Raw genomic sequence first — 24,297 nt, 5'->3', positions numbered from 1 at the left:
AATACGGTTCCTTGCTAACGCTTAAGTAGTGATCAGCCAACCTGAGCCGGTGTGAGCTGCGAGGGAGAAACAGGGGTTTGCGTGGTGCGAAGTCGGGACAACAGGACGGCGCCAACGAGGCCGACCAAAGCCAGGGCAAACATCCCGGCACGGGGGTCGGCAAACGAGGTTTCCATCACGGTTTTCAGGTTCGGCGCGACGAAGCCGCCGAGGTTGCCGATGGAGTTGATCAGGGCGATCCCGCCAGCGGCGGCAGCACCACTGAGGTAACTGGTGGGAATGGTCCAGAACAGTGGCTGCACCGAAACGAATCCGGCGGCCGCGAAGCAGAAGGCGAGCACCACCGGCACCATGCTGGTACCCAAGGCCGACGCCGCGATGCCAAGGGCGGCCATGGTCAACATGCACACGGCGAGGCGGCGGTGCTGGCCGGTGCGGTCGGCGTAACGAGTGACGATGCGGGTGACGATCAGCGCGCAGATCCACGGGATCGCCGTGATCAGGCCGACGTTCAAACCGACATGACCGTCGAGCAACCCGGCAATGCGCGTCGGCAGGTAGAACACCACGCCGTAAACACTCATCTGAATGGTGAAATACGCCAGGCAGAATTGCAGCACTCGCGGGTTGCGCAAGGCACTCAGAAAACCGTGGGGGCTGGAGTCTTTTTTCTTCGCGTCTTCTTCATCGAGCGCCGTTTGCAGCGCCTGCTTTTCTTCGGCACTCAACCATGTCGCCTGGGCCGGACGGTTGACCAGATAGAAGTACGCGGCGATGCCCACCACCGAGGCCATCAAGCCTTCGACGACGAACAGCCACTGCCAGTTGGTCAGGCCGAATACGCCATGGAAGTCCAGCAACCAGCCGGACAACGGGCTGCCCAGTACCAGCGCCAGCGGCAGGCCGAAATAGAACAGCCCGAGCGCCTGACCACGACTCTGCGCCGGGAACCAGTAGGTGAGGTAAAGAATGATGCCCGGGAAGAAACCGGCTTCGGCCACACCGAGCATGAAGCGCAGGACGTAGAAGGTTTCGGCGTTGTGGGCAAACATCATCGCCGCCGAGACCAGGCCCCAGGTGACCATGATCCGGCACAGCCAGACCTTGGCGCCGAGGCGATGGAGCATGTAGTTGCTCGGCACTTCGAAGAACGCGTAACCGATGAAAAAGATGCTCGCGCCGAAGGCGAACGCCGCATCCCCCAGCCCGGTATCGGCCTGCAGCGCCGCTTTGGCGAAGCCGACGTTGGAGCGGTCGATAAAGGCGAGGATGTACATCAGGATCAGAAACGGCAGCAGGCGCAGCCGGCTTTTGGCGATGGCACTGGACAGAGCCAGGGCGGAATCTGGACGGGTCATGTGAAGGTTCCTTTGCTGCCGGTATGTGCCCTGCGGAAGTGACAGGGCGGGCTTTTTGTAGTTGTTGGGCGCCTGAACAGGCGTTCAGTCGATGGAGCGACTGTAGCCAGCGCGAAGGGCTGCCGGATAATCACTTATGCGTATCCGGCGATAACCTGCGGTGATCGCATCAAGTGATTTATAGGCAAATAGGGTTATCAGGGCTGCACACAAAAAAATGTGGGAGCGAGCCTGCTCGCGAAGAGGGTGTGTCAGTCGACATTGATGCCATCTGGCCCACCGCTTTCGCGAGCAGGCTCGCTCCCACCGGGGGTAATGTGACGTTGTTCTGGATACGGAAAAAAGCCATCTCCAGGCCGATTGAATTATTTGCCACACACAAAACAAAAGTGAGAGCGGGCCTGCTCGCGAAGAGGGTGTGTCAGTCGACATTGATGTCGTCTGACACACCGCTTTCGCGAGCAAGCCCGCTCCCACAGGGGGAATGTGACGTTGTTCTGGATACGGGAAAAAGCCATCTCCTGGCAGATTGAATTATTTGCCACACACAAAACAAAAGTGGGAGCGAGCCTGCTCGCGAAGAGGGTGTGTCAGTCGACATTGATGCCCTCTGACCCACCGCTTTCGCGAGCAGGCTCGCTCCGACCGGGGGGAATGTGACGTTGTTCTGGATACGGGAAAAAGCCATCTCCTGGCAGATTGAATTATTTGCCACACACAAAACAAAAGTGGGAGCGAGCCTGCTCGCGAAGAGGGTGTGTCAGTCGACATTGATGCCATCTGACCCACTGCATTCGCGAGCAGGCTCGCTCCCACCGGGGGTAATGTGACGTTGTTCTGGATACGGAAAAAAGCCATCTCCAGGCCGATTGAATTATTTGCCACACACAAAACAAAAGTGAGAGCGGGCCTGCTCGCGAAGAGGGTGTGTCAGTCGACATTGATGTCGTCTGACACACCGCTTTCGCGAGCAAGCCCGCTCCCACAGGGGGAATGTGACGTTGTTCTGGATACGGGAAAAAGCCATCTCCAGGCCGATTGAATTATTTGCCACACACAAAACAAAAGTGGGAGCGAGCCTGCTCGCGAAGAGGGTGTGTCAGTCGACATTGATGCCGTCTGACCCACCGCTTTCGCGAGCAAGCCCGCTCCCACCGGGGGAATGTGACGTTGTTCTGGATACGGGAAAAAGCCATCTCCTGGCAGATTGAATTATTTGCCACACACAAAACAAAAGTGGGAGCGAGCCTGCTCGCGAAGAGGGTGTGTCAGTCGACATTGATGCCCTCTGACCCACCGCTTTCGCGAGCAGGCTCGCTCCCACCGGGGGTAATGTGACGTTGTTCTGGATACGGGAAAAAGCCATCTCCTGGCAGATTGAATTATTTGCCACACACAAAACAAAAGTGGGAGCGAGCCTGCTCGCGAAGAGGGTGTGTCAGTCGACATTGATGCCCTCTGACCCACCGCTTTCGCGAGCAGGCTCGCTCCCACCGGGGGTAATGTGACGTTGTTCTGGATACGGAAAAAAGCCATCTCCAGGCCGATTGAATTATTTGCCACACACAAAACAAAAGTGAGAGCGAGCCTGCTCGCGAAGAGGGTGTGTCAGTCGACATTGATGTCGTCTGACACACCGCTTTCGCGAGCAAGCCCGCTCCCACAGGAGATGTGATGTTGTTCTGGATACGGGAAAAAGCCATCTCCTGGCAGATTGAATTATTTGCCACACACAAAACAAAAGTGGGAGCGAGCCTGCTCGCGAAGAGGGTGTGTCAGTCGACATTGATGCCGTCTGACCCACCGCTTTCGCGAGCAGGCTCGCTCCCACCGGGGGAATGTGACGTTGTTCTGGATACGGGAAAAAGCCATCTCCTGGCAGATTGAATTATTTGCCACACACAAAACAAAAGTGGGAGCGAGCCTGCTCGCGAAGAGGGTGTGTCAGTCGACATTGATGCCGTCTGACCCACCGCTTTCGCGAGCAGGCTCGCTCCCACCGGGGGAATGTGACGTTGTTCTGGATACGGGAAAAAGCCATCTCCTGGCAGATTGAATTATTTGCCACACACAAAACAAAAGTGGGAGCGAGCCTGCTCGCGAAGAGGGTGTGTCAGTCGACATTGATGCCGCCTGACCCACCGCTTTCGCGAGCAAGCCCGCTCCCACAGGGGTAATTTGACGTTGTTCTGGATACGGGAAAAAGCCATCTCCTGGCAGATTGAATTATTTGCCACACACAAAACAAAAGTGGGAGCGAGCCTGCTCGCGAAGAGGGTGTGTCAGTCGACATTGATGCCGTCTGATCCACCGCTTTCGCGAGCAAGCCCGCTCCCACAGAAGAAGTGATGTTGTTCTGAAGAGCGCAGATCAGTAGCTGTTGGCGCCCATCCGGCAGGCAATTTCGAACGCCTGGCGAATCGCCCCGACGTTGGCCTTGCCCTGCCCCGCAATATCAAACGCGGTGCCATGGGCCGGGGTGGTGATCGGGATCGGCAGACCGCCCTGCACCGTCACGCCACGGGAGAAGCCCATCAGCTTGATCGCGATCTGGCCCTGGTCGTGATACATGGTGACCACCGCATCAAATGCGCTGGCATCGCCCTGCACCTTGAGGAAAATCGTGTCGCCGGGATACGGCCCTTCCGCCGCGATGCCTTGAGCCTGAGCGGTGCGCACTGCCGGGCTGATGATGTCGAGTTCTTCACGGCCGAACGAGCCGTTGTCGCCGTTGTGCGGGTTGAGGCCACACACACCAATGCGCGGTTTCTCCAGGCCGTTGCGTTTAAGCGCGGTGTCGATCAGGCGGATCGCCTCGCCCACCCGCTCCTGGCTGAGCAGCCCCGGCACATCGGCCAGCGCCACGTGTGACGTCACCCGCGACGTCCACAGGTTATCGAGGACGTTGAATTCGCAGAACGGCCCGTGGAAATCCAACAGTTCGGCGAACCAGTGCAACTCGTCGCTGTGGGCCATGCCGGCCATGTGCAGCGAGGTTTTGTTCAGCGGCCCGAACAGCACCGCATCGGTGGTGCCCGCCTGGGTCAGGCGCAGGGCGATTTCCAGCGTATCGAGGCTGTAACGGCCGCCGATGGCGCTGGCTTCGCTGCGGGGAAACTCGCCCACGGTATCGCCGCGAACGTTGTAGAACAGTGGCGTGTCATCGGCAAAATCCAGGTGTTCCAGCGACTCGATCCGGCGGTAGGGAAACGTCACGCCGGCGATGCGCATGCCGCGCTGCATCTCGGCTTCATCGGCGATCAGAATCACCTGCGCCTGACTGCGCACCGCGGGCTCGCCGAGCAACCGCGCAATCAGTTCCGGGCCAATACCCGCTGGGTCACCGAGGACCATGGCGATCGTGGTTTTGTTCATGCTTGACTCCTCAAAGGCTCAGACCCGGCGCGCTCAAGGACACCAGGTTCGCAGCGGTAGACCCGCTGCGCGTTGCTATAGAACAGACATTGCTGATCGGCCCGTGGCAGATCGGCGACGATGTGTTTGAAACCGCTGTAAATGCTGTCGAACGAGCCGCACAGGCTGTCGACCGGGAAGTTGCTGGCGAACATCGCTCGCGTGCTGCCGAACATGGCGATGATCTCGCGCACGATCCACGCGTTGTCGATGGCCCGCCACGCGCGGCCAGCCTGACCGAGGCCGGAAATCTTCACCTGCACGTTCGGGTACTCGGCCAGTCGCGCCATGGCCTTGCGCCAACCGGCCAAACCTTCGGCACTGCGGTCGCTGGGCAGGCCGGCGTGGTTGAGAATCAGCGCAGTGCCGGGGAAATCCCGGGCCAGTCGCTCGGCTTCCGGCAGGTTCCACCACGGTGTCTGCAAATCGAAGTGCAGCCCCAAACCTTGCAGTGCGGCGTAACTGCGCCGCCAGTGCTCGTCGCTCATCAGGCTGCGCGAACGCCCGACTTGCGCGGGTGACGTCGGCCCGCCGGGTTTGTGCCGCACGCTGCGCACATGCTTGAAACGCGCCTGCTCGGTGAGCACATCGATGGCGTCCGGATGATCGAGCCAGGCCTGGGCCACCACCGCGTTCGGCACGCCATAACGGGCGGCCAGTTGTTCGATGAAACGGGTCTCGCCGATCGGATCCTGCGGGTTCCATTCGGTCTCGATGTAGACGGTCTGCACCACCTGGTGCTGCGCCGCGTCGGCGAAGTAATCCTCGGGAAAATAGCGGCGCTTGATCGCGCTGTAATCGCCATAGCGAAACGGGATGTTGGCCTCGGGCGCGAGCCATGGGTGATCGTTGATCGCCGGATCCCAGAAGTGATGATGGGCATCGATGATCGGGCCGTCCCACAGCGGGCGGTTCTGCTCAGTCATGGCGCACCTCGTCCAGTGCAATGAACAGCGTGGCCAGCACAAACACCGCCGAACACACCGCGAAGAAACCGAGTACCGGGGCGAACCCGCCGGCCACCTGCAGGATCACACCGACCAGAATCGGCACGGTGATCCCGCCGACGCTGCCGGCCATGTTCATCACCCCACCGATCAGGCCAACCCTTGCCGGCGCCGCGAGCAGCGCCGGGAAGCTCCAGTAGAGGCTGCCCCACATCAGGAAAAACGCGGTCATGGCCAACAGCGCCACCGCCGCAAAAGGGTTGCTCAAGGTCGGCAGCAGCAGGAACGCGCCGAGCGCGATCAGGCCGGAAAACGCCAACAGACTTTTGACTGCCACTCCACGGCTCACGCCTTTGCGAATCAACCCGTCGCAGAGAAAACCACCGGTCAGCGAGCCGAGCGCGCCGCAGACAAAAATCACAAACGTGGCGAAACCAATGCCCTTGATGTCGAAGCCGCGCGCCTGGGACAAATAGGTCGGCCCCCAGGTCAGCAGCCCGAAATAAACCATCGCCCAACTGGCCCGCCCGAGCAGCAAACCACTGAGTGAACGTGCGGCAATGCCCAGGCCCTTGACCGGTGCCCGCGCCGCTTCGGCAGCAGGCGTGGCGCGGCCGGCGTTGATCTTTTCCAGCTCCGGCGCATTCACTTGCGGGTGACAGGCCGGATCGTCACGCAGATAACGCCAGGCCAGCCACGCCAAGACCAAAGTGGCGATGCCGGCGATCACGAACGCCAGGCGCCAGGAGTTCAGCGAGGCAATCAGGTAAGCGATGATCAACCCGCCCAGCGCCACGCCCAACGGGCTGCCGCTGTCCATCAACACTGCTCCGCGACTGCGCTCGCCGGGGGCCAGCCACAGGGAAATCAGTTTGCCGCCAGACGGAAACAGCGGCGCTTCCGCAGCGCCCAAGGCGACCCGGGCAAACAACAACGACAGACCGCCAGTGGCGAATGCCGCCAACACCTGAAAGGTGCCCCACAAACCGGTCGACCAGGTGATGACCCGGCGCGGCCCGTAACGGTCGATCAGCCAGCCGCCGGGAATCTGCAACAGCGCATAGGCCCAGAAGAAGCTGCTGAGGATCAAGCCTTGCAGACTCGGCGACAGGGAAAATTCGGTAGCGATGGTCGGCATCGCAATCGACAACGACACCCGATCGATCAGGTTGACCATGGTCAGCGCGAAGACAATCGCGAAGATCCGCCAGCGCACGTTACTGGCCTTATCACTGGCGGTCAGCGCAGCCGCCGCTGCCGTCGGGAGGGCACCTGCGACAGACAGATGCAGGGAAGCACTGGGACGAGCCATGGTGCGTACCTCGATTTATTATTTTTGTGGGTGTCGCCACGCCGCTGTTTCACGGCATCCGGTGGGCACTATCGAAGGCCCTGCGATAACCGTCTAATCAAAACTTGAAATCAGGCGATAGCCTCGGGTTATGTCATGCCGATCTTTCATCAGGCTTACAACGCCAGCCATGACAATGAATGTGCGCCTGAAACGCTCTACGGCAAAGTCTGCCCTCGTTTGGGTGATTGATCGGCGCCTGAGCGATAACCCCAGGCTATCGGTGTATGTTTTGTTTTGAGTAGACGCCGCCTTCATACCTTCCCACACTCAGGCCAGGCTTGCGGCTTTCGAGCGCAGACAAGTCACTCATAACAACTACAAGAATGAGGCCTCCCATGCGTACTGCATTCGTCCGTCGCACCTCCCGTCTGCTGCTGGGTTCTGCCCTGCTCGCGGCCGGTGTCCTCCCCTCTCTCGCCCACGCCTGGCAACCGGACAAGAACGTCGAGATCGTCGTTGCCGGCGGCCCCGGTGGCGGCACCGACCAGCTCGGTCGCCTGATCCAGTCGATCATCACCACCCACAAGTTGCTTGAGGTCAACACCATCGTCCTCAACAAGGGCGGCGGCAACGGCGCCGAAGCCTTCCTCGACCTGAAAATGAACAAGGGCGATGCGGAAAAACTGGTGATCGGCACCAACAACATCTACCTGCTGCCGCTGGTGTCCAAGCTCGGTTACCAATGGCAGGAACTGACCCCGGTGGCTGCCGTCGCCGAAGACGACTTCATTCTCTGGAGCTACAAGGACGCGCCGTGGAAAGACGCCAAGGGCTTCTATGAGGCGGTGAAAACCGACCCGTCGAAACTGCGCATGGGCGGCAGCCAGTCCAAGGACGTCGACCAGACCCTGACCCTGCTGCTCAACCAGACCAACAACAGCAAACTGGTGTATATCCCGTTCAAGAGCGGCAGCGAAGCCGCCACACAACTGGCCGGCAAACACATCGCCGCCAACGTCAACAACCCCAGCGAAAGCATCAGCCAATGGCGCGGTGATCAGGTCGAGCCGCTGTGCGTGTTCAGTAAGGAACGCATGGCTTACACCGAAAAAGTCGCCGGCGACAAATCCTGGGCGGACGTCCCGACCTGTCATGAACAGGGCTTGGGCATCGATCAGTACCGCTTCCCGCGTACCGTATTCATGCCCGGCGAAGTCACCGCCGAACAGCGCGCGTTCTATGTCGAGCTGATGCGCAAAGTGACCCAGACTCCCGAATTCCAGGCGTACGTGAAACAGAACGCGCTGGTGCCGACCTTCCTCGAAGGCGAGCCGCTGACCGCTTACATCGAGCACGACACCGCCCGTGTCACGCCGGTGTTCAAAGAAGCCGGCTGGCTGAAAAACTGAGGTCGTCCACGGCCGCTCGATGATGCGCGGCCGTCACCTGCTGGAGGTGTTTCATGTCTCATTCTTCGGATTCACCGGCGCTGGTCGGCACCCGTTGGGTCGAACTCGGCCTGACCCTGTTCACCACGCTGATCGGCGCGGTGGTGATGTACGGCAGCCTGGAACAAGGCATCGGCTGGGGTGACGCCGGGCCTGAGCCGGGTTACTTCCCCTTCTACATCGGCCTGATGCTCAGCGCTGCCAGCGTAGGCAACGGCATTCTGACCGTGGTGCGCTGGCAGGCTCTGAGCATTGCGTTCGTCAGCCGCAGCGCGTTTCGGCAAGTGTTATCGGTGTTCCTGCCGATTGCGCTGTTCGTCGCGGCCATGCCCTTCACCGGCATCTATGTGGCCTCGGCGGCGTTCATCGCCTGGTTCATGTGGCGCGACAAAGTGCGCGCCAAACCCTATGGCAAATGGATGATCGGCACGGTCTCGCTCGGCGCGGTGCTCGCCAGTTATCTGATCTTCGCGCTGTGGTTCAAGGTGCCGCTGGATGCCGGCCCGATGGGCGACTGGATTGTCCTCGCCGGGAGAAATTTCAAATGAGCGAATTCGATTCCCTGATGCAAGGCATGAACCTGATCATGACCCCGGGCCATATCGGCCTGATGGTGATCGGCGTGCTGCTGGGCATCCTGGTCGGTGTGTTGCCCGGCCTCGGTGCCCCCAACGGCGTGGCGCTGCTGCTGCCGCTGACCTTCACCATGTCGCCGGTGTCGGCGATCATCCTGTTGTCGTGCATGTATTGGGGGGCGTTGTTCGGCGGGTCGATCACCTCGATTCTGTTCAACATCCCCGGCGAGCCGTCATCGGTGGCGACCACCTTCGACGGCTACCCGATGGCCCGCGAAGGTCGCGCCGCCGAAGCCCTCACCGCCGCGTTCAGTTCGGCGCTGATCGGCGCACTGGCCGGCGTGTTGCTGCTGACGTTCCTGTCGACCAAGATCGCCGCGTTCGCGATGTCCTTCAGCTCACCGGAATTCTTTGCGGTGTATCTGTTGGCCTTCTGCACCTTCATCGGCATGAGCAAGAATCCGCCGTTGAAAACCGTAGTAGCAATGATGATCGGTTTCGCCATGGCGGCGGTGGGCATGGACACCGTGTCCGGCAACCTGCGCCTGACCTTCGACCAACCTGCGCTGATGACCGGGATCAGCTTCGAAGTGGCGGTGATCGGCCTGTTCGGCATCGGCGAAATCCTCTGCACGGTTGAGGAAGGCTTGGTGTTTCGCGGCGAACATGCGCGCATCACACCGATGGTGATCTTGCGTACCTGGGCGAAACTGCCACGTTACTGGCTGACCATTGTGCGCAGCACGTTGGTCGGTTGCTGGATGGGCATCACCCCGGGCGGGCCGACGGCGGCGTCGTTCATGAGCTACAGCCTGGCGCGGCGTTTCTCGAAGAATCGCGACAACTTCGGCAAGGGTGAACTGGAAGGCGTGATCGCCCCGGAAACCGCCGACCATTCCGCCGGCACCAGCGCCTTGCTGCCGATGCTGACCCTGGGCATTCCCGGTTCGGCCACCGCTGCGGTGATGCTCGGCGGCTTGATGATCTGGGGCCTGCACCCCGGCCCTACGCTGTTCGTCGAGCAGCATGATTTTGTCTGGGGCCTGATCGCCAGCATGTACCTGGGCAACGTGGTGAGTCTGATCGTGGTGTTGGCCACCGTGCCGTTGTTCGCCTCGATCCTGCGCATTCCGTTCTCGATCATTGCGCCGATCATCATCATGGTCTGTGCCATCGGTGCCTACTCGGTACACAACTCGTTCGTCGACGTGGTGCTGATGCTCGGCTTCGGCGCGCTGGGTTATCTGTTCAAGAAACTCGGCTACCCGATCGCGCCGCTGGTGCTCGCGGCGGTGCTGGGCGACAAGGCTGAAGATGCGTTCCGCCAATCGATGCTGTTCTCCGACGGGCACTTGGGCATCTTCTGGTCCAACCCGCTGGTGGGCTGCCTGACCACGGCGGCGTTGCTGATGCTGTTCTGGCCGTTGATCTCCAAGGCGCTGCAAGTCATGGTCGGTTTGCGCAAGGCCCCTGGGGCCAAGCCAAAATCGGTGCTGTGACACAGGACTGGCACTGCCTGACATTTGTTGTCAGGCTGGCCACCTGTCTTTTTCGCGAGCACGGCCCATGACCCGAATTCCTGATGCCAACGTGATCCACAGCCGCCTGCGTCTGCGCCAGTTGCGGCTGATGCTGGCGTTGCAGGAATTCGGCTCGCTGCGCCGCGCCGCCGACCACATCGGCATGACCCAACCGGCGGCGACCAAAATGCTCCACGAGGCCGAGGATTTGCTCGGCGTCGAGCTGTTCGAGCGCTTGCCCCGGGGCATGCGCTCGACGCCGTTTGGCGAGACGGTGATCTATTACGCACGCATGGTCTTCGCCGAACTCAGCGGCATGCGTGAAGAATTGGTAGCGCTGGAGTCGGGCAATCTCGGACGGGTAGCGGTCGGGGCGATTCCGGCGCTGGCCTCGGGTTTGCTGACGCGCACCATTGCGACCTTGAAGCAAAGCCATCCGCGCCTGTCGATGAGCATCCAGGTCGACACCAGCGACGTGCTGGTGCAGGCGCTGTTGCAGGATCAACTGGACATCGTGCTGGGCCGAATTCCCGCCGGAGCGCGGGCAGAAGAATTGCTCTTCGACAGCCTCGGCGAAGAAGCCTTGTGTGTGATTGCCGGCGCGCAGAATCCACTGGCAAAAGAGAAAAACCTCAGCTGGGCGGAACTGCAAAACATGACCTGGGTGCTGCAACAGCAGCCAAGCCCGATGCGTGCGATCATCAATCAGGTGTTCCACAACGCCCGGGTCGACATCCCCAGCAGCATCGTCGAAACCACCTCGATCATGACCTTGTTATCATTGATCCAGCAGACCGACATGCTCGGTGTGACGCCGGTGTCGGTGGTCGAGGACTATCCTGGTCGCGATCTGCTGGCGGTGCTGCCGATCAAGTTTGAGGCGCGCCTGCCACCGTTCGGCCTGATCACCCGCCGTCATCGGATTCAATCGTCGGCGATGCAGGCGTTCATGAATTCGGTACGGGCCGAACATGCGTTGAGCAAATGAAAAAGGCCCGGAGAATGGCTCCGGGCTTTTTGCGGTTTACGCTGTTTTACGGAAGACGAATGCCAGACCAATGACGATCAACAGCATGCCGAACAAGCTCAACGTCGCCAGTCGGTTGCCGAAAATCAGGTAGTCCATCACTGCCGTCACCGCCGGCACCAAATAGAACAGACTGGTGACATTCACCAGATTGCCCCGTGCGATCAGCCGATACAGCAACAGCGTCGCCAGCACCGACACCACCAGCCCCATCCACAACACCGGCACGATGAAACCGGCAGTGTGCTCGAAGTGAAACGGCTGGAACGGCACAAAGATCGCGCACAACAACAGTCCGGCCAGGTACTGCACCGGTAGCGTGCCGAGGGGATTGTCGGTGATGCGTTTCTGCATGATCGAACCCAGCGTCATGCTCGCCAGCGCCAGCAGACCGAACAGCATCCCCGCCCACGACATCCCGGCCAGCCCGATGCCCTGATACACCACCATGATCAGCCCGGCCAGCCCCAACGCCAGACCAAACATCCGGCTCGCCGAGCGCTGCCGCTCCATCAGTACAACGGTGAGAATCGGCTGCACGCCCATGATGGTCGCCATCACCCCCGGGGTGACTTTGGTGTTCAGAGCCAACAGATAGAAAATCTGATACGCCCCCAACAACACCACACCGGTGGCAATCGCAAACAGCATCGGCCGGCCGCCCTTGGGCAACTTCAGCTTGAGCAACGGCATCAGCAGCACCAACCCGCACAGGGCGATGGCAAAGCGGATCAACAGAAAGGCAAACGGTGACGCGTGGGCCAGGCCCCATTTGGAGAAAATCGCCCCGCTGCTCCACAGCAGAACGAACAGGCTCGTGGACGCCGCCGCGAGCGCGGACTTTTTCGAAAGGACAAACATGAATACCACCTGTAGTCAGGCAAATAGCCAACTCAGCCGAAGCTGAAATTCAGTAGATTTTTGCGGCGGGCACAGGGGTCAGCAGAAACTGCCGATCAGCCCGAAACGCCAACGCCCGGCGGTGATACGACTGCGCACACCGGCGTGCTACTGACAGGTGGGGGGTAATGACTGATCCGCTTGGGCTGCTGATTCCCGCACGGCACGACGCCAGCGTTGACCGCTGAATCGACTACCGCGTTGATGAGGGATGCAGGCATTGGGGCAGATCTTTTTTGAAGGGGTTGGAACGTGAGTCGTATGACTCACGAGCGCCGACTATAACCAGCGCGGGACATGGATTGCAATGATTTGGACAAAGGGCCAGTAGCGACAGGCTGAAGGGAGGTGGATAGGCTGGTGGCAGCAAACAAATTGAAATTCAGGAGCCTCTCCCAGGGGTCATCTCTCTCTACCAGCAACTGGGCTTTGAGTTCGATTCAGAGGGTCGGCTTGTGAAGCTTATTGACTAAGACTAGTATCGGGGCAACTGCTCATTTAATGATCAACGCCGGAGACACCATGAAAGCTGTCGTTGAAAACAAGGCCTCAGACGCCAAATCAACAAAGGCCAATAGAAAGCGGTCTTCTGGAGAGTTGTCTGAAAAGGAGTTGCAGCGAATCAGGGAGGCATTGGCAAATCCAGCCGTTGAGGAGCGAGGCGGTATTCTCGCGGGCGCCTCTTTCGCGTTCCCATCATCAAAAAACCGCTCACAAGGAGCGGTTTTTCATTTCTGGTTAGCCCTCAACCAAACAGCCAATACCCCAGCAATGTCAGCACCACCACCGCCAGCACTGGCCGCAACACACGGTAGGCCTTGGGATTGCGGCGTTTCCACTGTTTGACCACACCGCTGAACTTGTCACTGAAGCTCTTGCTCCAGGCGTAGGCCTGGTTGATCCCGCCGACGCGTTCATCATCAAGATTCTGTGGCGCAGTCGCGCGGCCGAGCCAGCCACTGATGAAGCGGTTGATGCGGGTCATCAGACGGTTGCTCAGCGGACGTTCGATGTCGCAGAACAGGATGACGCGGGTCTTGTCGGTTTCGTTCTTGACCCAATGCACGTAGGTCTCGTCGAACATCACGTCCTCACCGTCGCGCCAGGCGTAAACCTGACCGTCGACGAAGATCCGGCAATCGTCGGAGTTCGGTGTCGACAGGCCGAGGTGATAACGCAGGGAACCGGCGAACGGATCGCGGTGCGGGTTAAGGTGGCTGCCGCCCGGCAACAGCGCGAACATGGCGCCTTTGACGTTAGGGATGGCACTGACCAGCGCCACGGTTTTCGGGCACAAGGTTTCAGCCGATGGCAGCGGTTTGTCGTACCACTTGAGATAGAAACGCTTCCAGCCCTTCTTGAAGAACGAGCCGAAACCGGCGTCGTTGTTCTTCTCGGCGGCGCGGATGTAACCCTCGTCGAACAGGTGCATGGCTTCGTCGCGGATGGTTTCCCAGTTATCGCGCAGTACGTCCAGTTCCGGGAACTTGCTGCGATCCAGATAAGGCTTGGACGGTACACCCGAGAACAAGTACATCAAGGTGTTATACGGGGCGAACAATGCCGAGTGGTTGACGAACTGGCGCAGCACCGGCAGGCGCGCCTTACCGCGCAAATGCACATAGAGGATGCTGCCCACAAACAGCAGCAACACCAACACCTTGGCGGCTAACGAAAAGGTCATCAACGACTCCTTGAATAAAGACAACGCTGCGCAATGCCCTTTACCCGACATGGCAGCCGGCCATGATAAACACTACCGGCCTGGTACAAAACCCGTTCAGCCCAAGATTCAGTGTTAAGAATTGCGCAACAAAGCATTTATTAACATAAGCACCCTGAACCTGGGCTGACCTGAGTCAAATCGATTACCGCTGGTTCTCCTGCTCGGTGAACAGATCGCTGAACAGCATGCTCGACAGGTAGCGTTCACCGGAGTCCGGCAGAATCACCACGATGGTCTTGCCCTGCATCTCAGGCGTTTCGGCCAGACGCACCGCGACCGCCATGGCCGCGCCGCAGGAAATACCGCACAAGATGCCTTCTTCCTGCATCAAGCGCAGAGCCATCGCCTTGGACTCTTCGTCGGTAACCCGCTCTACCCGGTCAACCATCGACAAGTCCAGGTTCTTCGGTACAAAACCGGCACCGATGCCCTGAATCTTGTGCGGGCTCGGCTTGATTTCTTCGCCAGCCAGGGCCTGAGTAATGACCGGTGAAGACACCGGCTCGACGGCCACAGAGAGAATCGGTTTGCCCTGGGTATTCTTGATATACCGCGAAACACCGGTGATGGTTCCGCCGGTACCGACACCCGCCACCAGCACATCGACCGCGCCATCGGTGTCGTTCCAGATTTCCGGGCCGGTGGTTTTTTCGTGAATCGCCGGGTTGGCGGGGTTATCGAACTGCGCCGGCATGAAGTATTTGCCTGTATCGCTGGCAACAATCTCAGTGGCCTTCTGGATCGCACCTTTCATGCCTTTGGCCGGTTCGGTCAGCACCAGTTCGGCGCCCAGCGCCTTGAGGACTTTGCGCCGCTCGATGCTCATCGACGCCGGCATGGTCAGCATCAACTTGTAGCCACGGGCGGCAGCCACGAAAGCCAGACCGATGCCGGTATTACCCGACGTCGGCTCGACGATGGTCATGCCTGGTTTGAGTTTGCCGCTGCTTTCAGCGTCCCAGATCATGTTGGCGCCGATACGACACTTGACCGAATAACCGGGGTTACGCCCCTCGATCTTGGCCAGGATGGTCACGCCACGCGGCGCGATGCGATTGATCTGCACCAGCGGCGTGTTACCGATGGAATGGGCGTTGTCAGCAAAAATACGGCTCATGGCTGGGTCCTTATGCAGCATTGAATTCAGCGCCCAAGGTATGCCTGTTGCCCATCACAGTCCAGTCGGGTCGAACGTCTGCGGCGACGGGCAGTCAATCGATTACACCGTTCGGGAATTGTCGTCATGAAGCGTCGTTACAGCTGGCCGTTATGGACATTTGCAGGCGTTGTCGTGCTGCTGATCGCAGCGCACATCGCCCTGCCCTATCTGGTGCGCGACTATCTGAACGGCAAGCTGGCGAACATGGGCGACTACCGTGGACAGATCACCGATGTCGACCTGGCGTGGTGGCGCGGTGCTTACAAGATCAACGGCCTGAAGATCGTCAAGGTCGACGGCAAAGTGCCTGTGCCTTTCGTCAATGCGCCGCTGATTGATCTGTCAGTGAGCTGGCATTCGCTCTGGTACGACCATGCCGTGGTAGCGCAGGTGCAGTTCATCAAACCGGAAGTGAATTTCGTTGACGGTGGGGCCAACAAGCAGAATTCCCAGACCGGTCAGGGCACTGACTGGCGCGAGCAACTGGGCAAGTTGCTGCCGATTACCCTCGATGAAGTCCAGATCCACGATGGTCGCGTCACATTCCGCAATTTCAACTCCAAACCGCCCGTTAACATGAACGCCACCAACGTCGACGCCAGCATCTACAACTTGACCAACGTGGTCGACAAAGAGGGCAAACGCGATGCGCGTTTCGAAGGCAAAGCTTTGTTGTTGGGCCACGCCCCTCTGGAAACCACCGCGACCTTCGATCCGCTGAGCAACTTCGAAGACTTCGAGTTTCGCCTTCGCGCAAAAGACATCGAGCTCAAGCGCATGAATGACTTCGCCTCGGCTTATGGCAAGTTCGACTTCAACGCCGGGCATGGCGACGTGGTGATTGAAGCAAAAGCCGAAAAAGCCAAAGTGACCGGTTACATCAAACCGTTGCTGCGCGATGTCGATGTGTTCGACTGGCAGCAAGACGTTGAAAACAAGAATAAAGGTCTGTTCCGCTCGGTCTGGGAAGCACTGGTCGGTGGTACCGAAACCGTGTTGAAAAACCAGATCAAAAACCAGTTCGCTACCCGCGTGCAACTCAGCGGTAACGTGCACCAGCAAAATATCAACGGGTTCGAAGCGTTTTTGCAGATTTTGCGCAATGGATTTGTTCAGGCTTTCAATGCACGGTATGAGCGACCGAAGCCGGATGAAGGTTAAGGCTTTGCGCCAGCACCTCCCGATGAAGGGTATCGGCCGAAACCGAGTCAACATGTGACGCCCCATTCAGAGACTGAATAAGCCGTCTGCGTTCACAGTCGACCGGGTCGCGCGTTATAGTCGGGCATCCGATTTTTCGCCCCCGCCCTGCCCGTTCAGGTCGGCGTTACCGTTCGAGGATTAGCAGATGAAGTTCGAAGGCACCCAGGCCTACGTCGCCACCGATGACCTGAAGCTGGCGGTCAACGCCGCCATCACCCTGGAGCGGCCGCTGCTGGTCAAGGGCGAACCGGGCACCGGCAAGACCATGCTCGCCGAGCAACTGGCCGAATCATTCAATGCCAGGTTGATCACCTGGCACATCAAGTCCACCACCAAGGCCCACCAAGGCCTGTACGAGTACGACGCGGTCAGCCGTCTGCGCGATTCGCAACTGGGCAACGAAAAAGTCCACGATGTTCGTAACTACTTGAAGAAAGGCAAGCTCTGGGAGGCGTTCGAGTCTGAAGAGCGGGTCATTTTGCTGATCGACGAAATCGACAAGGCCGACATCGAGTTCCCCAACGACCTGCTGCAAGAACTCGACAAGATGGAGTTCTACGTTTACGAGATCGACGAGACCATCAAGGCGAAAAAGCGCCCGATCATCATCATTACCTCCAACAACGAGAAAGAGCTGCCGGACGCCTTCCTGCGTCGCTGCTTCTTCCACTACATCGCCTTCCCCGACCGCACCACCCTGCAGAAAATCGTCGACGTGCACTACCCGGACATCAAGAAGGATCTGGTCAGCGAAGCGCTGGACGTGTTCTTCGACGTGCGCAAGGTGCCGGGCCTGAAGAAGAAGCCATCAACGTCGGAGCTGGTCGACTGGCTGAAACTGCTGATGGCCGACAACATCGGCGAAGCCGTATTGCGCGAACGCGATCCGACCAAAGCGATTCCGCCGCTGGCCGGCGCCTTGGTGAAAAACGAGCAAGACGTGCAACTGCTTGAGCGCCTGGCGTTCATGAGCCGTCGCGGCACCCGCTAAGAGGCTGATGCCATGTTGCTCAACCTGTTCAATGAAATGCGTGCAGCCAAGGTGCCGGTGTCGGTGCGCGAGCTGCTCGACCTGATCAACGCGCTGAAACAGCGCGTGATCTTCGCCGACATGGACGAGTTCTATTACTTGTCGCGGGCGATTCTGGTGAAGGACGAACGGCATTTCGACAAGTTCGACCGTGCGTTCGGCGCCTACTTCAATGGCCTGGAAAAACTCGACGATCACCTTCAGGCGCTGATTCCCGAAGATTGGTTGCGCAAGGAGTTCGAACGCTCGCTGAGCGACGAAGAACGCGCGCAGATCCAGTCCCTCGGCGGGCTGGACAAACTGATTGAAGAGTTCAAGAAGCGCCTGGAAGAACAGAAGGAGCGTCACGCCGGCGGCAACAAATGGATTGGTACCGGCGGCACCAGCCCGTTCGGTTCCGGCGGTTTCAACCCGGAAGGCATTCGGGTCGGCGATGCCGGCAAGCGCCAGGGCAAAGCGGTGAAGGTCTGGGATCAGCGCGAGTACAAGAACCTCGACGATTCCGTCGAACTAGGCACGCGCAACATCAAGGTCGCCCTGCGCCGCCTGCGTAAATTCGCCCGTCAGGGTGCGGCGGAGGAGCTGGACATCGACGGCACCATCGACCACACCGCCAAGGACGCCGGCCTGCTGAACATTCAGATGCGCCCGGAACGGCGCAACACGGTGAAGCTGCTGTTGCTGTTCGACATCGGCGGTTCTATGGATGCACACGTGAAGATCTGCGAGGAGTTGTTCTCGGCCTGCAAGACCGAGTTCAAGCATCTGGAGTATTTCTACTTCCACAACTTCATTTATGAATCGGTGTGGAAGAACAACATGCGCCGCACTTCCGAGCGTTTCTCCACTCAGGATCTGCTGCACAAGTACGGCGCCGACTACAAAGTGATCTTTATCGGCGATGCCGCCATGGCGCCTTATGAAATTACCCAGGCTGGCGGCAGTGTCGAGCACTGGAACGAAGAGCCGGGTTATCTGTGGATGCAGCGCTTCATGGAGAAATACAAGAAGCTCATCTGGATCAATCCGTACCCGAAAGATACCTGGGGCTACACCTCGTCGACCAACATCGTGCGGGACTTGATCGAGGATCAGATGTATCCGCTGACGTTGCGTGGTTTGGAAGAAGGCATGCGGTTTTTGTCCAAATGACGACCAGATCGTTCCCAAGCTCTGCGTGGGAACGCATCCAGTGACGCTCTGCGTCACAGGGACGCGGAGCGTCCCGGGCGGCATTCCCACGCGGAGCGTGGAAACGATCAACACTGTGGGAGCGGGCTTGCCCGCGATGCTTTTAGCTATTTCTGAAGCGCTGCAGATATTTGATGTGCTCGCGATGCGCAACGTCTTGCACCACCGGCCGTAACCTCACCTGCGCCCCTGGCAGACACTGTGCCAATCTGGCCAACGCCAACGGCGTCAACGCTCCCAATCGCGGATAGCCGCCGATCGTCTGCCGATCATTGAGCAACACAATCGGCTGCCCGTCCGGTGGCACCTGCACCGCGCCCAAAGGAATCCCCTCGGAAATCATCGGCTGCCCCTGATATTCCAGCGCCTTGCCCAGCAAGCGAATGCCCATTCGATCGGCGCGACTGTCCAGCGTCCACGCACTATTGAACACATCAAACAGGCTCTGGCCGCTGAACTGACCGATCTGCGCACCCAGTACCAGGTCCAACGGCGCATTCAGGCGAAAATCCGGACGATGAGCCAACGGCATATCACGAACCAGCAGGGTTTCCCCGTGATAGCTCAACATCGCCCCTTTGGCCAACGGCAGGCCCATGCCATCGAGCCCGCCAAGCTCCTCGCGCACGACTGTTGCGCTGCTACCCAGAACCTTCGGCGCGTCAAAACCACCGGGTGCTGCCAGATACGCACGAGCGCCAAGCAGTGGTTGAGTGAATTTCAGCGTCTGCCCTTTGTGCAATTTGAAACTGCGCCACGGCGCCAATGGCTGGCCGTCGATCTGCGCACCGAGATCAGCCCCGGCCAGCGCCAGCAGGCATTCTTCTTCGGCCAGTACAGCAAAGCCACCGAGGGTGATTTCGATCACCGGCAGATCCAGACCGTTGCCCAGTAGCCAATTGGCCCAGCTCATCGAACGCCAGTCCGCCGCGCCGCCCTGGGTCACGCCCAGATGCCGCACGCCAAACCGCCCGGCGTCCTGCAACAGGCACAGCGGCGTACTCGCTTCAATCGTCAGTCGACTCATGCCTGTGCCTCCAGCGGGGTGTCGTCGCCACCCAGATGGATGAATTCGGCGTGGCTCACCGCCTCGAAGCGCACTGTGTCGCCGGGTTGCATCAGGCTGTAGCCATCACGATTGCGATCAAACAATTTCGCTGGAGTACGACCGATCAGGTTCCAGCCGCCGGGAGAGACGACGGGATAAGCAGCCGTCTGCCGCTCGGCGATACCGACACTGCCGGCGGCGACTTTCTTGCGTGGGGTATTCAGGCGTGGCGCGGCCAAAACTTCTTCGACCAACCCCATGAACGCAAAACCCGGGGCAAAACCGAGGGCGAACACCTGATACTCCCGGTCACTGTGACGGCGGATCACTTCCGTCACCGCCAGACCGCTGCGCGCAGACAGCAGGCTCAGTTCCGGGCCAACGCTCAGGTCGTACCAGACCGGCAGCACGTGGCATTGACCGCCAGCCTGCGCATTCGGCGACAGATTGATCAACGCCTCAGCGATCAACTCCCGAGCCTGACTCGGGCTCAAAACGGTCAAGTCGTAATGCACCATCAATGTTGTATAGGACGGCACCAGATCGATCAGTTGCGCACCGAACACCCCGCGCAACCGCTCACTGGCAGCGAGCATCCACGGCATATTGGCTTCGGCAATATCGTCAAACAGACGCAGCATCAGACAGTCCAGCGCCACGACTTCAATCCGTGGATTCATGATGCGCTCTGCTGATTGAGGGCCTCACGGATACGCCGCACCGCCGCCACCGAACTGGCATTGTCGCCGTGCACACAGAGGGTGTTGGCTTGCAGGTGCAATGCACTGCCATCGCTGGCGGTGAGGTTGGCGCCACGGGCAATGATCAGTGCCTGCTCGATGATTTTCTCGGCGTCGTGATGGACGGCGCCCGGCGTTTGTCGCGAGACCAGACGACCCGCGCTGTCATAGGCGCGGTCAGCGAAAGCTTCGAACCACAGGGTGACGCCGCACTCATCGCCAAGTTGCTGCGCGGCGGCGTTGTCGCGGGTGGCCATCAGCATCAACGGCAAACTGCGGTCATAGTCGGCAACAGCCTGAATCACTGCGCGCAACTGCGCCGGGTTGGCCATCATGTCGTTGTACATCGCACCGTGCGGTTTGACGTAACTGACCTTGCCGCCCTGCGCCTTGCAGAGGCCGTCGAGGGCGCCGATCTGGTAATGCAGGATGTCTTGCAGCTCCTGCGCGGAATACGCCATGGAGCGCCGGCCGAACCCGACCAGATCCTGATAGGCCGGATGCGCGCCGATCTGCACGCCGTGGCTTAGCGCCAGGCTGACGGTTTTGCGCATGATGCTCGGGTCGCCGGCGTGGAAGCCGCAAGCCACGTTGGCGCAGTCGATGAAGGGCATGACTTCGGCGTCCAGACCCATGGTCCAGCTGCCGAAACTCTCGCCAATGTCGCAATTCAATAACAGGCGGCTCACGGTAAACACTCCTGTAGCTTTTTATCTTTCTATCCGTAGGACATCGCCCCTTGGGCAATGCCCCCGCAGGTTATCAGTTACTGCGCGTCGAGTTGCTTGCCACGGGTTTCCGGCAGGCTCAGCGCCGCGAGAATCACCACGCCGTAAGACACCGCAGCAAACGCACCAATGCCTACGCTCAACGGCACTTTCTGGCTGAGCAGGCCGATCAGCAGCGGAAACAGCGCCGCCAGCGCCCGGCCGATGTTGTAGCAGAAGCCTTGGCCCGAGCCGCGAATCCGCGTTGGGAACAACTCGGTGAGAAACGCACCCATCCCGCTGAAAATCCCCGAGGCAAAGAACCCCAGCGGAAAGCCCAGCCAAAGCATCACGCCATTACTGACCGGCAATTGGGTGTAGAGCAGAACGATGGTGAACGAGCCGACCGCGAACAGGATGAAGTTCTTTTTGCGCCCCAACAGGTCGGTCAGATAAGCACTGATCACGTAACCGACATAGGAACCGACAATCACCATCGCCAGGTAACCGCCGGTGCCGAGCACGCTCAAGCCGCGCTCGTTTTTCAGGAAGGTCGGCAGCCAGGAGGTGATCGCGTAGTAACCGCCGAGTGCGCCAGTGGTCAGCAAGGAGGCGCGGATCGTGGTGAACAGCATGCCGGGAGCAAAAATCTCGTAGAACTTCGCCGGATTCTCCGGAGTTTGCGCAGCCTTGGCTTCACGGTAGATCTCCGGGTCTTTCACCAGACGTCGCACGAAGACCACGAAAATCGCCGGCACGATGCCGAGAATGAACAGCGCCCGCCAGGCGTCTTCCGGCGGCATGATCGAGAACAGCAGCGCATACAGAATTGCCGTCAGGCCCCAGCCCAGCGCCCAACCGGATTGCACCATGCCCACCGCTTTGCCACGGTCCTTCGCGCGGATCACTTCGCCGATCAGCACCGCGCCGGCCGTCCATTCGCCGCCGAAACCGAAGCCCATCAGGGTGCGAGCGATCAACAGTTGTTCGTAGTTTTGCGCGAAGCCACAGAGGAAGGTGAAGAAGGCGAACCACAACACGGTGAGTTGCAGCGTGCGAACGCGACCGATGCGGTCGGAGAGGATTCCGGCAACCCAGCCACCAATGGCCGAGGCAATCAAAGTGCTGGTGTGAATCAGCCCGGCCTCGCCGGTGGTAATGCCCCACATCGCAATCAGGGTTGGCACCACGAAGCTGAGCATCTGCGTGTCCATGCCGTCCAGACCGTAGCCGATCTTGCAGCTCCAGAACGTGCGGCGTTCCTGTTTGTTGATGTTGCGATACCAGTCGAACGGGCCGGGGCGGGCCGTGGACTTGGGGAGGTCGAGGGTGTCGGGCGCACTCATGGCAAATCTCCGCAGGCTTTTATTGGTCTTGTTCGTAGTCCCGACGACGCCTATCGTGGGAACCGGATGCGCCGATTTTTGGGCGCTTGGCCGTACGGCGTCCAACGAATAAAAACCCGCCTTAGGCATAAGAAAAATTTGTCACCCGAGCCTTGCCCATGAACCTGAAGTTTCTCGAGACCTTTGTCTGGGTCGCCCGGCTGAAGAGTTTTCGCCTGACCGCCGACAAGCTGTTCACCACCCAGGCGTCGATTTCCAGTCGCATTGCAGTACTTGAAGGTGAACTGGGGGTGAAGCTGTTTGTGCGTGATTCGCGCGGTGTCAGCCTGACGCCCGAAGGTTTGAAAGTGCTGGACTATGCCGAGCAGATGCTCGACACCATGAGCGCGCTCAAGCAGTCGATCGAAACCCGCTCGAGCAAAGTCGGCCGGGTGCGCATCGGCGTGATGGACACGGTGATTCACACTTGGCTGAGCCCGTTGGTAGCGCAGATGACCGATCTGTATCCACGGGTGGAAATCGAGCTGGTGGCCGATACCTCGCTGAACCTCTGTGATCAGCTGCAAAAAGGCTTTCTCGATCTGATCCTGCAAACCGATCTGGTGCGCCATGAAAGCGTGCGCAGCCTGGAGCTGGCCAGCCATCCGCTGGGCTGGATCGTCGCCAGCAACTCGATCTACAACCGCGACTACGCCGACCTCGCCGAACTGGCGCAGGAACGCATCATTACCTACTCGAAAAACTCCCGGCCGCATCAGGACCTGCTGGCGTTGATGCAGGCGAGCGGCGTGATAGCGCCGCGCTTGAATTGCGTGAATTCAGTGTCGGCGATCACGCGGTTGTTGCGCGATGGGTTTGGTATTGGTGTGCTGCCGCCGGTGCTGGTGGCTGAGGAATTGGCGCGGGGGGAACTGACTTTGCTGGCCATTGATCAGCGGCCACCGAATTTGCAGGTGGTGGTGTCGTGGCGAGTGGGCGTGGAGTGGGTCGAGGAGATTGTGACGTTGTGTCAGCAGGTGTTGGCGGGGTATGCGCAGAAGGTCGGCAAGGACTACATCACCCTCACTGACTGAACATGATCGTTCCCACGCTCCGCGTGGGAACGATCATCAGAGACCGCGAACGTCGCGGTCTTCAATCGGCCGGCTCTGGCGCAGGCGTTTGCCACCCAGCACCACCCAGTCGATCAGACGGAACAGGCATTCGATGCCGAACGACAACAGCAATGCGCCGCTCATGCCCCAGATCATCGCCTCCGGGGTCAGCAGGATCTGGTAGCTGTAGCCATTCCAGGTTTCCTTGCGGATGTCCGGGTCGGCGGCCAGCACTACTTGCAGGAAGCGGATGTACCACGGGCCCTGCATCGCCTGGAATTGTTTATCCAGCGCCAACTGACGCGTGAGCAACGTGTTCAGACTGTCCGCATCACTGCGAAACACCGGGTCTTCACTGGCGCGGTAATGCGCGACAAGTGCCTGCATATCACCTTTGAAAAACTGATCGGCCGTACCCTGAAAGCCGCGCAGACCGGTCTGCGCCTCAATCAGATGGGCCTCGACACGTTTCGCGTAATCGTTGATGAACCCCGGCACCTGGACACCGATCAACAGGCCCGCCGCAAATAACACCAGCCGTAGATAACTGAGCAACATGGGGTGTAATCC

21 protein-coding genes are annotated in these 24,297 nt (G+C 59.6%); 8 read left to right on the top strand and 13 right to left on the bottom strand.

Annotated elements, in window-relative coordinates; all coding sequences use genetic code 11:
- Positions 1-32 precede the first annotated feature (32 nt).
- From ATI02_RS23940 to ATI02_RS23895, 4 genes are all read right to left on the bottom strand, one after another.
- Positions 33-1,358, bottom strand: a complete 1,326-nt coding sequence (locus ATI02_RS23940) for an MFS transporter (RefSeq protein ID WP_095187754.1) — start codon at positions 1,356-1,358, stop codon at positions 33-35.
- 2,370 nt (positions 1,359-3,728) lie between these two features.
- Positions 3,729-4,733: a 4-hydroxythreonine-4-phosphate dehydrogenase PdxA gene (locus tag ATI02_RS23905; RefSeq protein ID WP_100847551.1), complete on the bottom strand. Its 1,005-nt coding sequence runs from the start codon at positions 4,731-4,733 to the stop codon at positions 3,729-3,731.
- On the bottom strand, positions 4,730-5,698 hold the full coding sequence (locus tag ATI02_RS23900) for an amidohydrolase family protein (RefSeq protein WP_100847550.1): 969 nt from the start codon (positions 5,696-5,698) through the stop codon (positions 4,730-4,732). Before ATI02_RS23900 ends, ATI02_RS23905 begins: the two co-directional genes overlap by 4 nt.
- Complete coding sequence (locus tag ATI02_RS23895) at positions 5,691-7,031, bottom strand: MFS transporter (protein WP_100847549.1); 1,341 nt, start codon at positions 7,029-7,031, stop codon at positions 5,691-5,693. Before ATI02_RS23895 ends, ATI02_RS23900 begins: the two co-directional genes overlap by 8 nt.
- 377 nt (positions 7,032-7,408) lie before the next feature.
- Between ATI02_RS23895 and ATI02_RS23890 the strand changes: the two genes are divergently transcribed.
- The 4 genes from ATI02_RS23890 to ATI02_RS23875 all read left to right on the top strand — a co-directional run bounded on the left by ATI02_RS23890 (position 7,409) and on the right by ATI02_RS23875 (position 11,544).
- A complete protein-coding gene (locus ATI02_RS23890; RefSeq protein WP_095187749.1) occupies positions 7,409-8,422 on the top strand; it encodes a tripartite tricarboxylate transporter substrate binding protein in 1,014 nt (337 codons plus the stop codon).
- A gap of 53 nt (positions 8,423-8,475) precedes the next feature.
- Positions 8,476-9,009, top strand: a complete 534-nt coding sequence (locus ATI02_RS23885; protein WP_100847548.1) for a tripartite tricarboxylate transporter TctB family protein — start codon at positions 8,476-8,478, stop codon at positions 9,007-9,009.
- A complete protein-coding gene (locus ATI02_RS23880) occupies positions 9,006-10,535 on the top strand; it encodes a tripartite tricarboxylate transporter permease (protein WP_095187747.1) in 1,530 nt (509 codons plus the stop codon). The genes ATI02_RS23885 and ATI02_RS23880 overlap by 4 nt, the downstream gene beginning before the upstream one ends.
- A gap of 67 nt (positions 10,536-10,602) precedes the next feature.
- On the top strand, positions 10,603-11,544 hold the full coding sequence (locus ATI02_RS23875; protein ID WP_095187746.1) for a LysR family transcriptional regulator: 942 nt from the start codon (positions 10,603-10,605) through the stop codon (positions 11,542-11,544).
- A gap of 36 nt (positions 11,545-11,580) precedes the next feature.
- Here ATI02_RS23875 and ATI02_RS23870 read toward each other — a convergent pair whose 3' ends face one another.
- The 4 genes from ATI02_RS23870 to cysK form a co-directional block, all read right to left on the bottom strand.
- Complete coding sequence (locus ATI02_RS23870) at positions 11,581-12,444, bottom strand: DMT family transporter (protein ID WP_100847547.1); 864 nt, start codon at positions 12,442-12,444, stop codon at positions 11,581-11,583.
- 95 nt (positions 12,445-12,539) lie between these two features.
- Positions 12,540-12,704, bottom strand: coding sequence for a hypothetical protein (locus ATI02_RS32410; RefSeq protein ID WP_208637874.1), 165 nt, complete (start codon positions 12,702-12,704; stop codon positions 12,540-12,542).
- A gap of 524 nt (positions 12,705-13,228) precedes the next feature.
- Complete coding sequence (locus tag ATI02_RS23865) at positions 13,229-14,167, bottom strand: aspartyl/asparaginyl beta-hydroxylase domain-containing protein (RefSeq protein WP_100847546.1); 939 nt, start codon at positions 14,165-14,167, stop codon at positions 13,229-13,231.
- A 184-nt stretch (positions 14,168-14,351) separates the two neighbouring features.
- On the bottom strand, positions 14,352-15,326 hold the full coding sequence (cysK, locus tag ATI02_RS23860; RefSeq protein ID WP_100847545.1) for a cysteine synthase A: 975 nt from the start codon (positions 15,324-15,326) through the stop codon (positions 14,352-14,354).
- Positions 15,327-15,452: 126 nt separating this feature from the next.
- On the opposite strand from cysK, the gene ATI02_RS23855 reads away from it, so the two are divergent.
- From ATI02_RS23855 to ATI02_RS23845, 3 genes are all read left to right on the top strand, one after another.
- A complete protein-coding gene (locus tag ATI02_RS23855; protein ID WP_100847544.1) occupies positions 15,453-16,529 on the top strand; it encodes a DUF748 domain-containing protein in 1,077 nt (358 codons plus the stop codon).
- 187 nt (positions 16,530-16,716) lie between these two features.
- Positions 16,717-17,562 (top strand): AAA family ATPase, encoded by an 846-nt coding sequence (locus ATI02_RS23850; protein WP_095187738.1) that lies wholly within the window; start codon positions 16,717-16,719, stop codon positions 17,560-17,562.
- Positions 17,563-17,574: 12 nt separating this feature from the next.
- Complete coding sequence (locus ATI02_RS23845; protein WP_095187737.1) at positions 17,575-18,753, top strand: vWA domain-containing protein; 1,179 nt, start codon at positions 17,575-17,577, stop codon at positions 18,751-18,753.
- A gap of 142 nt (positions 18,754-18,895) precedes the next feature.
- Here ATI02_RS23845 and ATI02_RS23840 read toward each other — a convergent pair whose 3' ends face one another.
- The 4 genes from ATI02_RS23840 to ATI02_RS23825 form a co-directional block, all read right to left on the bottom strand.
- Entirely contained in the window at positions 18,896-19,819 is a 924-nt protein-coding gene (locus tag ATI02_RS23840; protein ID WP_100847543.1) for a 5-oxoprolinase subunit C family protein, read from the bottom strand.
- Positions 19,816-20,520, bottom strand: coding sequence for a 5-oxoprolinase subunit B family protein (locus ATI02_RS23835; protein WP_100847542.1), 705 nt, complete (start codon positions 20,518-20,520; stop codon positions 19,816-19,818). The genes ATI02_RS23840 and ATI02_RS23835 overlap by 4 nt, the downstream gene beginning before the upstream one ends.
- Complete coding sequence (locus tag ATI02_RS23830; protein ID WP_100847541.1) at positions 20,517-21,269, bottom strand: 5-oxoprolinase subunit PxpA; 753 nt, start codon at positions 21,267-21,269, stop codon at positions 20,517-20,519. Before ATI02_RS23830 ends, ATI02_RS23835 begins: the two co-directional genes overlap by 4 nt.
- Before the next feature lie 77 nt (positions 21,270-21,346).
- Positions 21,347-22,633: an MFS transporter gene (locus tag ATI02_RS23825; protein ID WP_100847540.1), complete on the bottom strand. Its 1,287-nt coding sequence runs from the start codon at positions 22,631-22,633 to the stop codon at positions 21,347-21,349.
- Positions 22,634-22,791: 158 nt separating this feature from the next.
- Between ATI02_RS23825 and ATI02_RS23820 the strand changes: the two genes are divergently transcribed.
- Positions 22,792-23,706: a LysR family transcriptional regulator gene (locus tag ATI02_RS23820; RefSeq protein ID WP_100847539.1), complete on the top strand. Its 915-nt coding sequence runs from the start codon at positions 22,792-22,794 to the stop codon at positions 23,704-23,706.
- A 36-nt stretch (positions 23,707-23,742) separates the two neighbouring features.
- Here the strand turns inward: ATI02_RS23820 and ATI02_RS23815 are convergent, their stop codons facing one another.
- The gene (locus ATI02_RS23815) at positions 23,743-24,285 is read right to left on the bottom strand and encodes a DUF2937 family protein (RefSeq protein ID WP_095187731.1); all 543 of its coding nucleotides are present in this window, start codon (positions 24,283-24,285) and stop codon (positions 23,743-23,745) included.
- Positions 24,286-24,297 lie beyond the last annotated feature (12 nt).

It is taken from the genome of Pseudomonas baetica, from assembly GCF_002813455.1.
In the GTDB taxonomy this organism is placed as follows: Bacteria; Pseudomonadota; Gammaproteobacteria; order Pseudomonadales; family Pseudomonadaceae; genus Aquipseudomonas; species Aquipseudomonas baetica.
This window is presented reverse-complemented; position numbering and strand designations above follow the sequence as displayed.

Excerpts from the sequence above, each read along its gene's own strand:
- ATI02_RS23825 (WP_100847540.1), bottom strand. The coding sequence starts at position 22,633 with ATGAGTGCGCCCGACACCCTCGACCTCCCCAAGTCCACGGCCCGCCCC.
- ATI02_RS23835 (WP_100847542.1), bottom strand. The coding sequence starts at position 20,520 with ATGAATCCACGGATTGAAGTCGTGGCGCTGGACTGTCTGATGCTGCGT.
- ATI02_RS23855 (WP_100847544.1), top strand. The coding sequence starts at position 15,453 with ATGAAGCGTCGTTACAGCTGGCCGTTATGGACATTTGCAGGCGTTGTC.
- ATI02_RS23885 (WP_100847548.1), top strand. The coding sequence starts at position 8,476 with ATGTCTCATTCTTCGGATTCACCGGCGCTGGTCGGCACCCGTTGGGTC.
- ATI02_RS23850 (WP_095187738.1), top strand. The coding sequence starts at position 16,717 with ATGAAGTTCGAAGGCACCCAGGCCTACGTCGCCACCGATGACCTGAAG.
- ATI02_RS23815 (WP_095187731.1), bottom strand. The coding sequence starts at position 24,285 with ATGTTGCTCAGTTATCTACGGCTGGTGTTATTTGCGGCGGGCCTGTTG.
- cysK (WP_100847545.1), bottom strand. The coding sequence starts at position 15,326 with ATGAGCCGTATTTTTGCTGACAACGCCCATTCCATCGGTAACACGCCG.
- ATI02_RS32410 (WP_208637874.1), bottom strand. The coding sequence starts at position 12,704 with ATGCCTGCATCCCTCATCAACGCGGTAGTCGATTCAGCGGTCAACGCT.
- ATI02_RS23890 (WP_095187749.1), top strand. The coding sequence starts at position 7,409 with ATGCGTACTGCATTCGTCCGTCGCACCTCCCGTCTGCTGCTGGGTTCT.
- ATI02_RS23940 (WP_095187754.1), bottom strand. The coding sequence starts at position 1,358 with ATGACCCGTCCAGATTCCGCCCTGGCTCTGTCCAGTGCCATCGCCAAA.
- ATI02_RS23900 (WP_100847550.1), bottom strand. The coding sequence starts at position 5,698 with ATGACTGAGCAGAACCGCCCGCTGTGGGACGGCCCGATCATCGATGCC.
- ATI02_RS23845 (WP_095187737.1), top strand. The coding sequence starts at position 17,575 with ATGTTGCTCAACCTGTTCAATGAAATGCGTGCAGCCAAGGTGCCGGTG.
- ATI02_RS23820 (WP_100847539.1), top strand. The coding sequence starts at position 22,792 with ATGAACCTGAAGTTTCTCGAGACCTTTGTCTGGGTCGCCCGGCTGAAG.
- ATI02_RS23870 (WP_100847547.1), bottom strand. The coding sequence starts at position 12,444 with ATGTTTGTCCTTTCGAAAAAGTCCGCGCTCGCGGCGGCGTCCACGAGC.
- ATI02_RS23880 (WP_095187747.1), top strand. The coding sequence starts at position 9,006 with ATGAGCGAATTCGATTCCCTGATGCAAGGCATGAACCTGATCATGACC.
- ATI02_RS23905 (WP_100847551.1), bottom strand. The coding sequence starts at position 4,733 with ATGAACAAAACCACGATCGCCATGGTCCTCGGTGACCCAGCGGGTATT.
- ATI02_RS23865 (WP_100847546.1), bottom strand. The coding sequence starts at position 14,167 with ATGACCTTTTCGTTAGCCGCCAAGGTGTTGGTGTTGCTGCTGTTTGTG.
- ATI02_RS23840 (WP_100847543.1), bottom strand. The coding sequence starts at position 19,819 with ATGAGTCGACTGACGATTGAAGCGAGTACGCCGCTGTGCCTGTTGCAG.
- ATI02_RS23895 (WP_100847549.1), bottom strand. The coding sequence starts at position 7,031 with ATGGCTCGTCCCAGTGCTTCCCTGCATCTGTCTGTCGCAGGTGCCCTC.
- ATI02_RS23875 (WP_095187746.1), top strand. The coding sequence starts at position 10,603 with ATGACCCGAATTCCTGATGCCAACGTGATCCACAGCCGCCTGCGTCTG.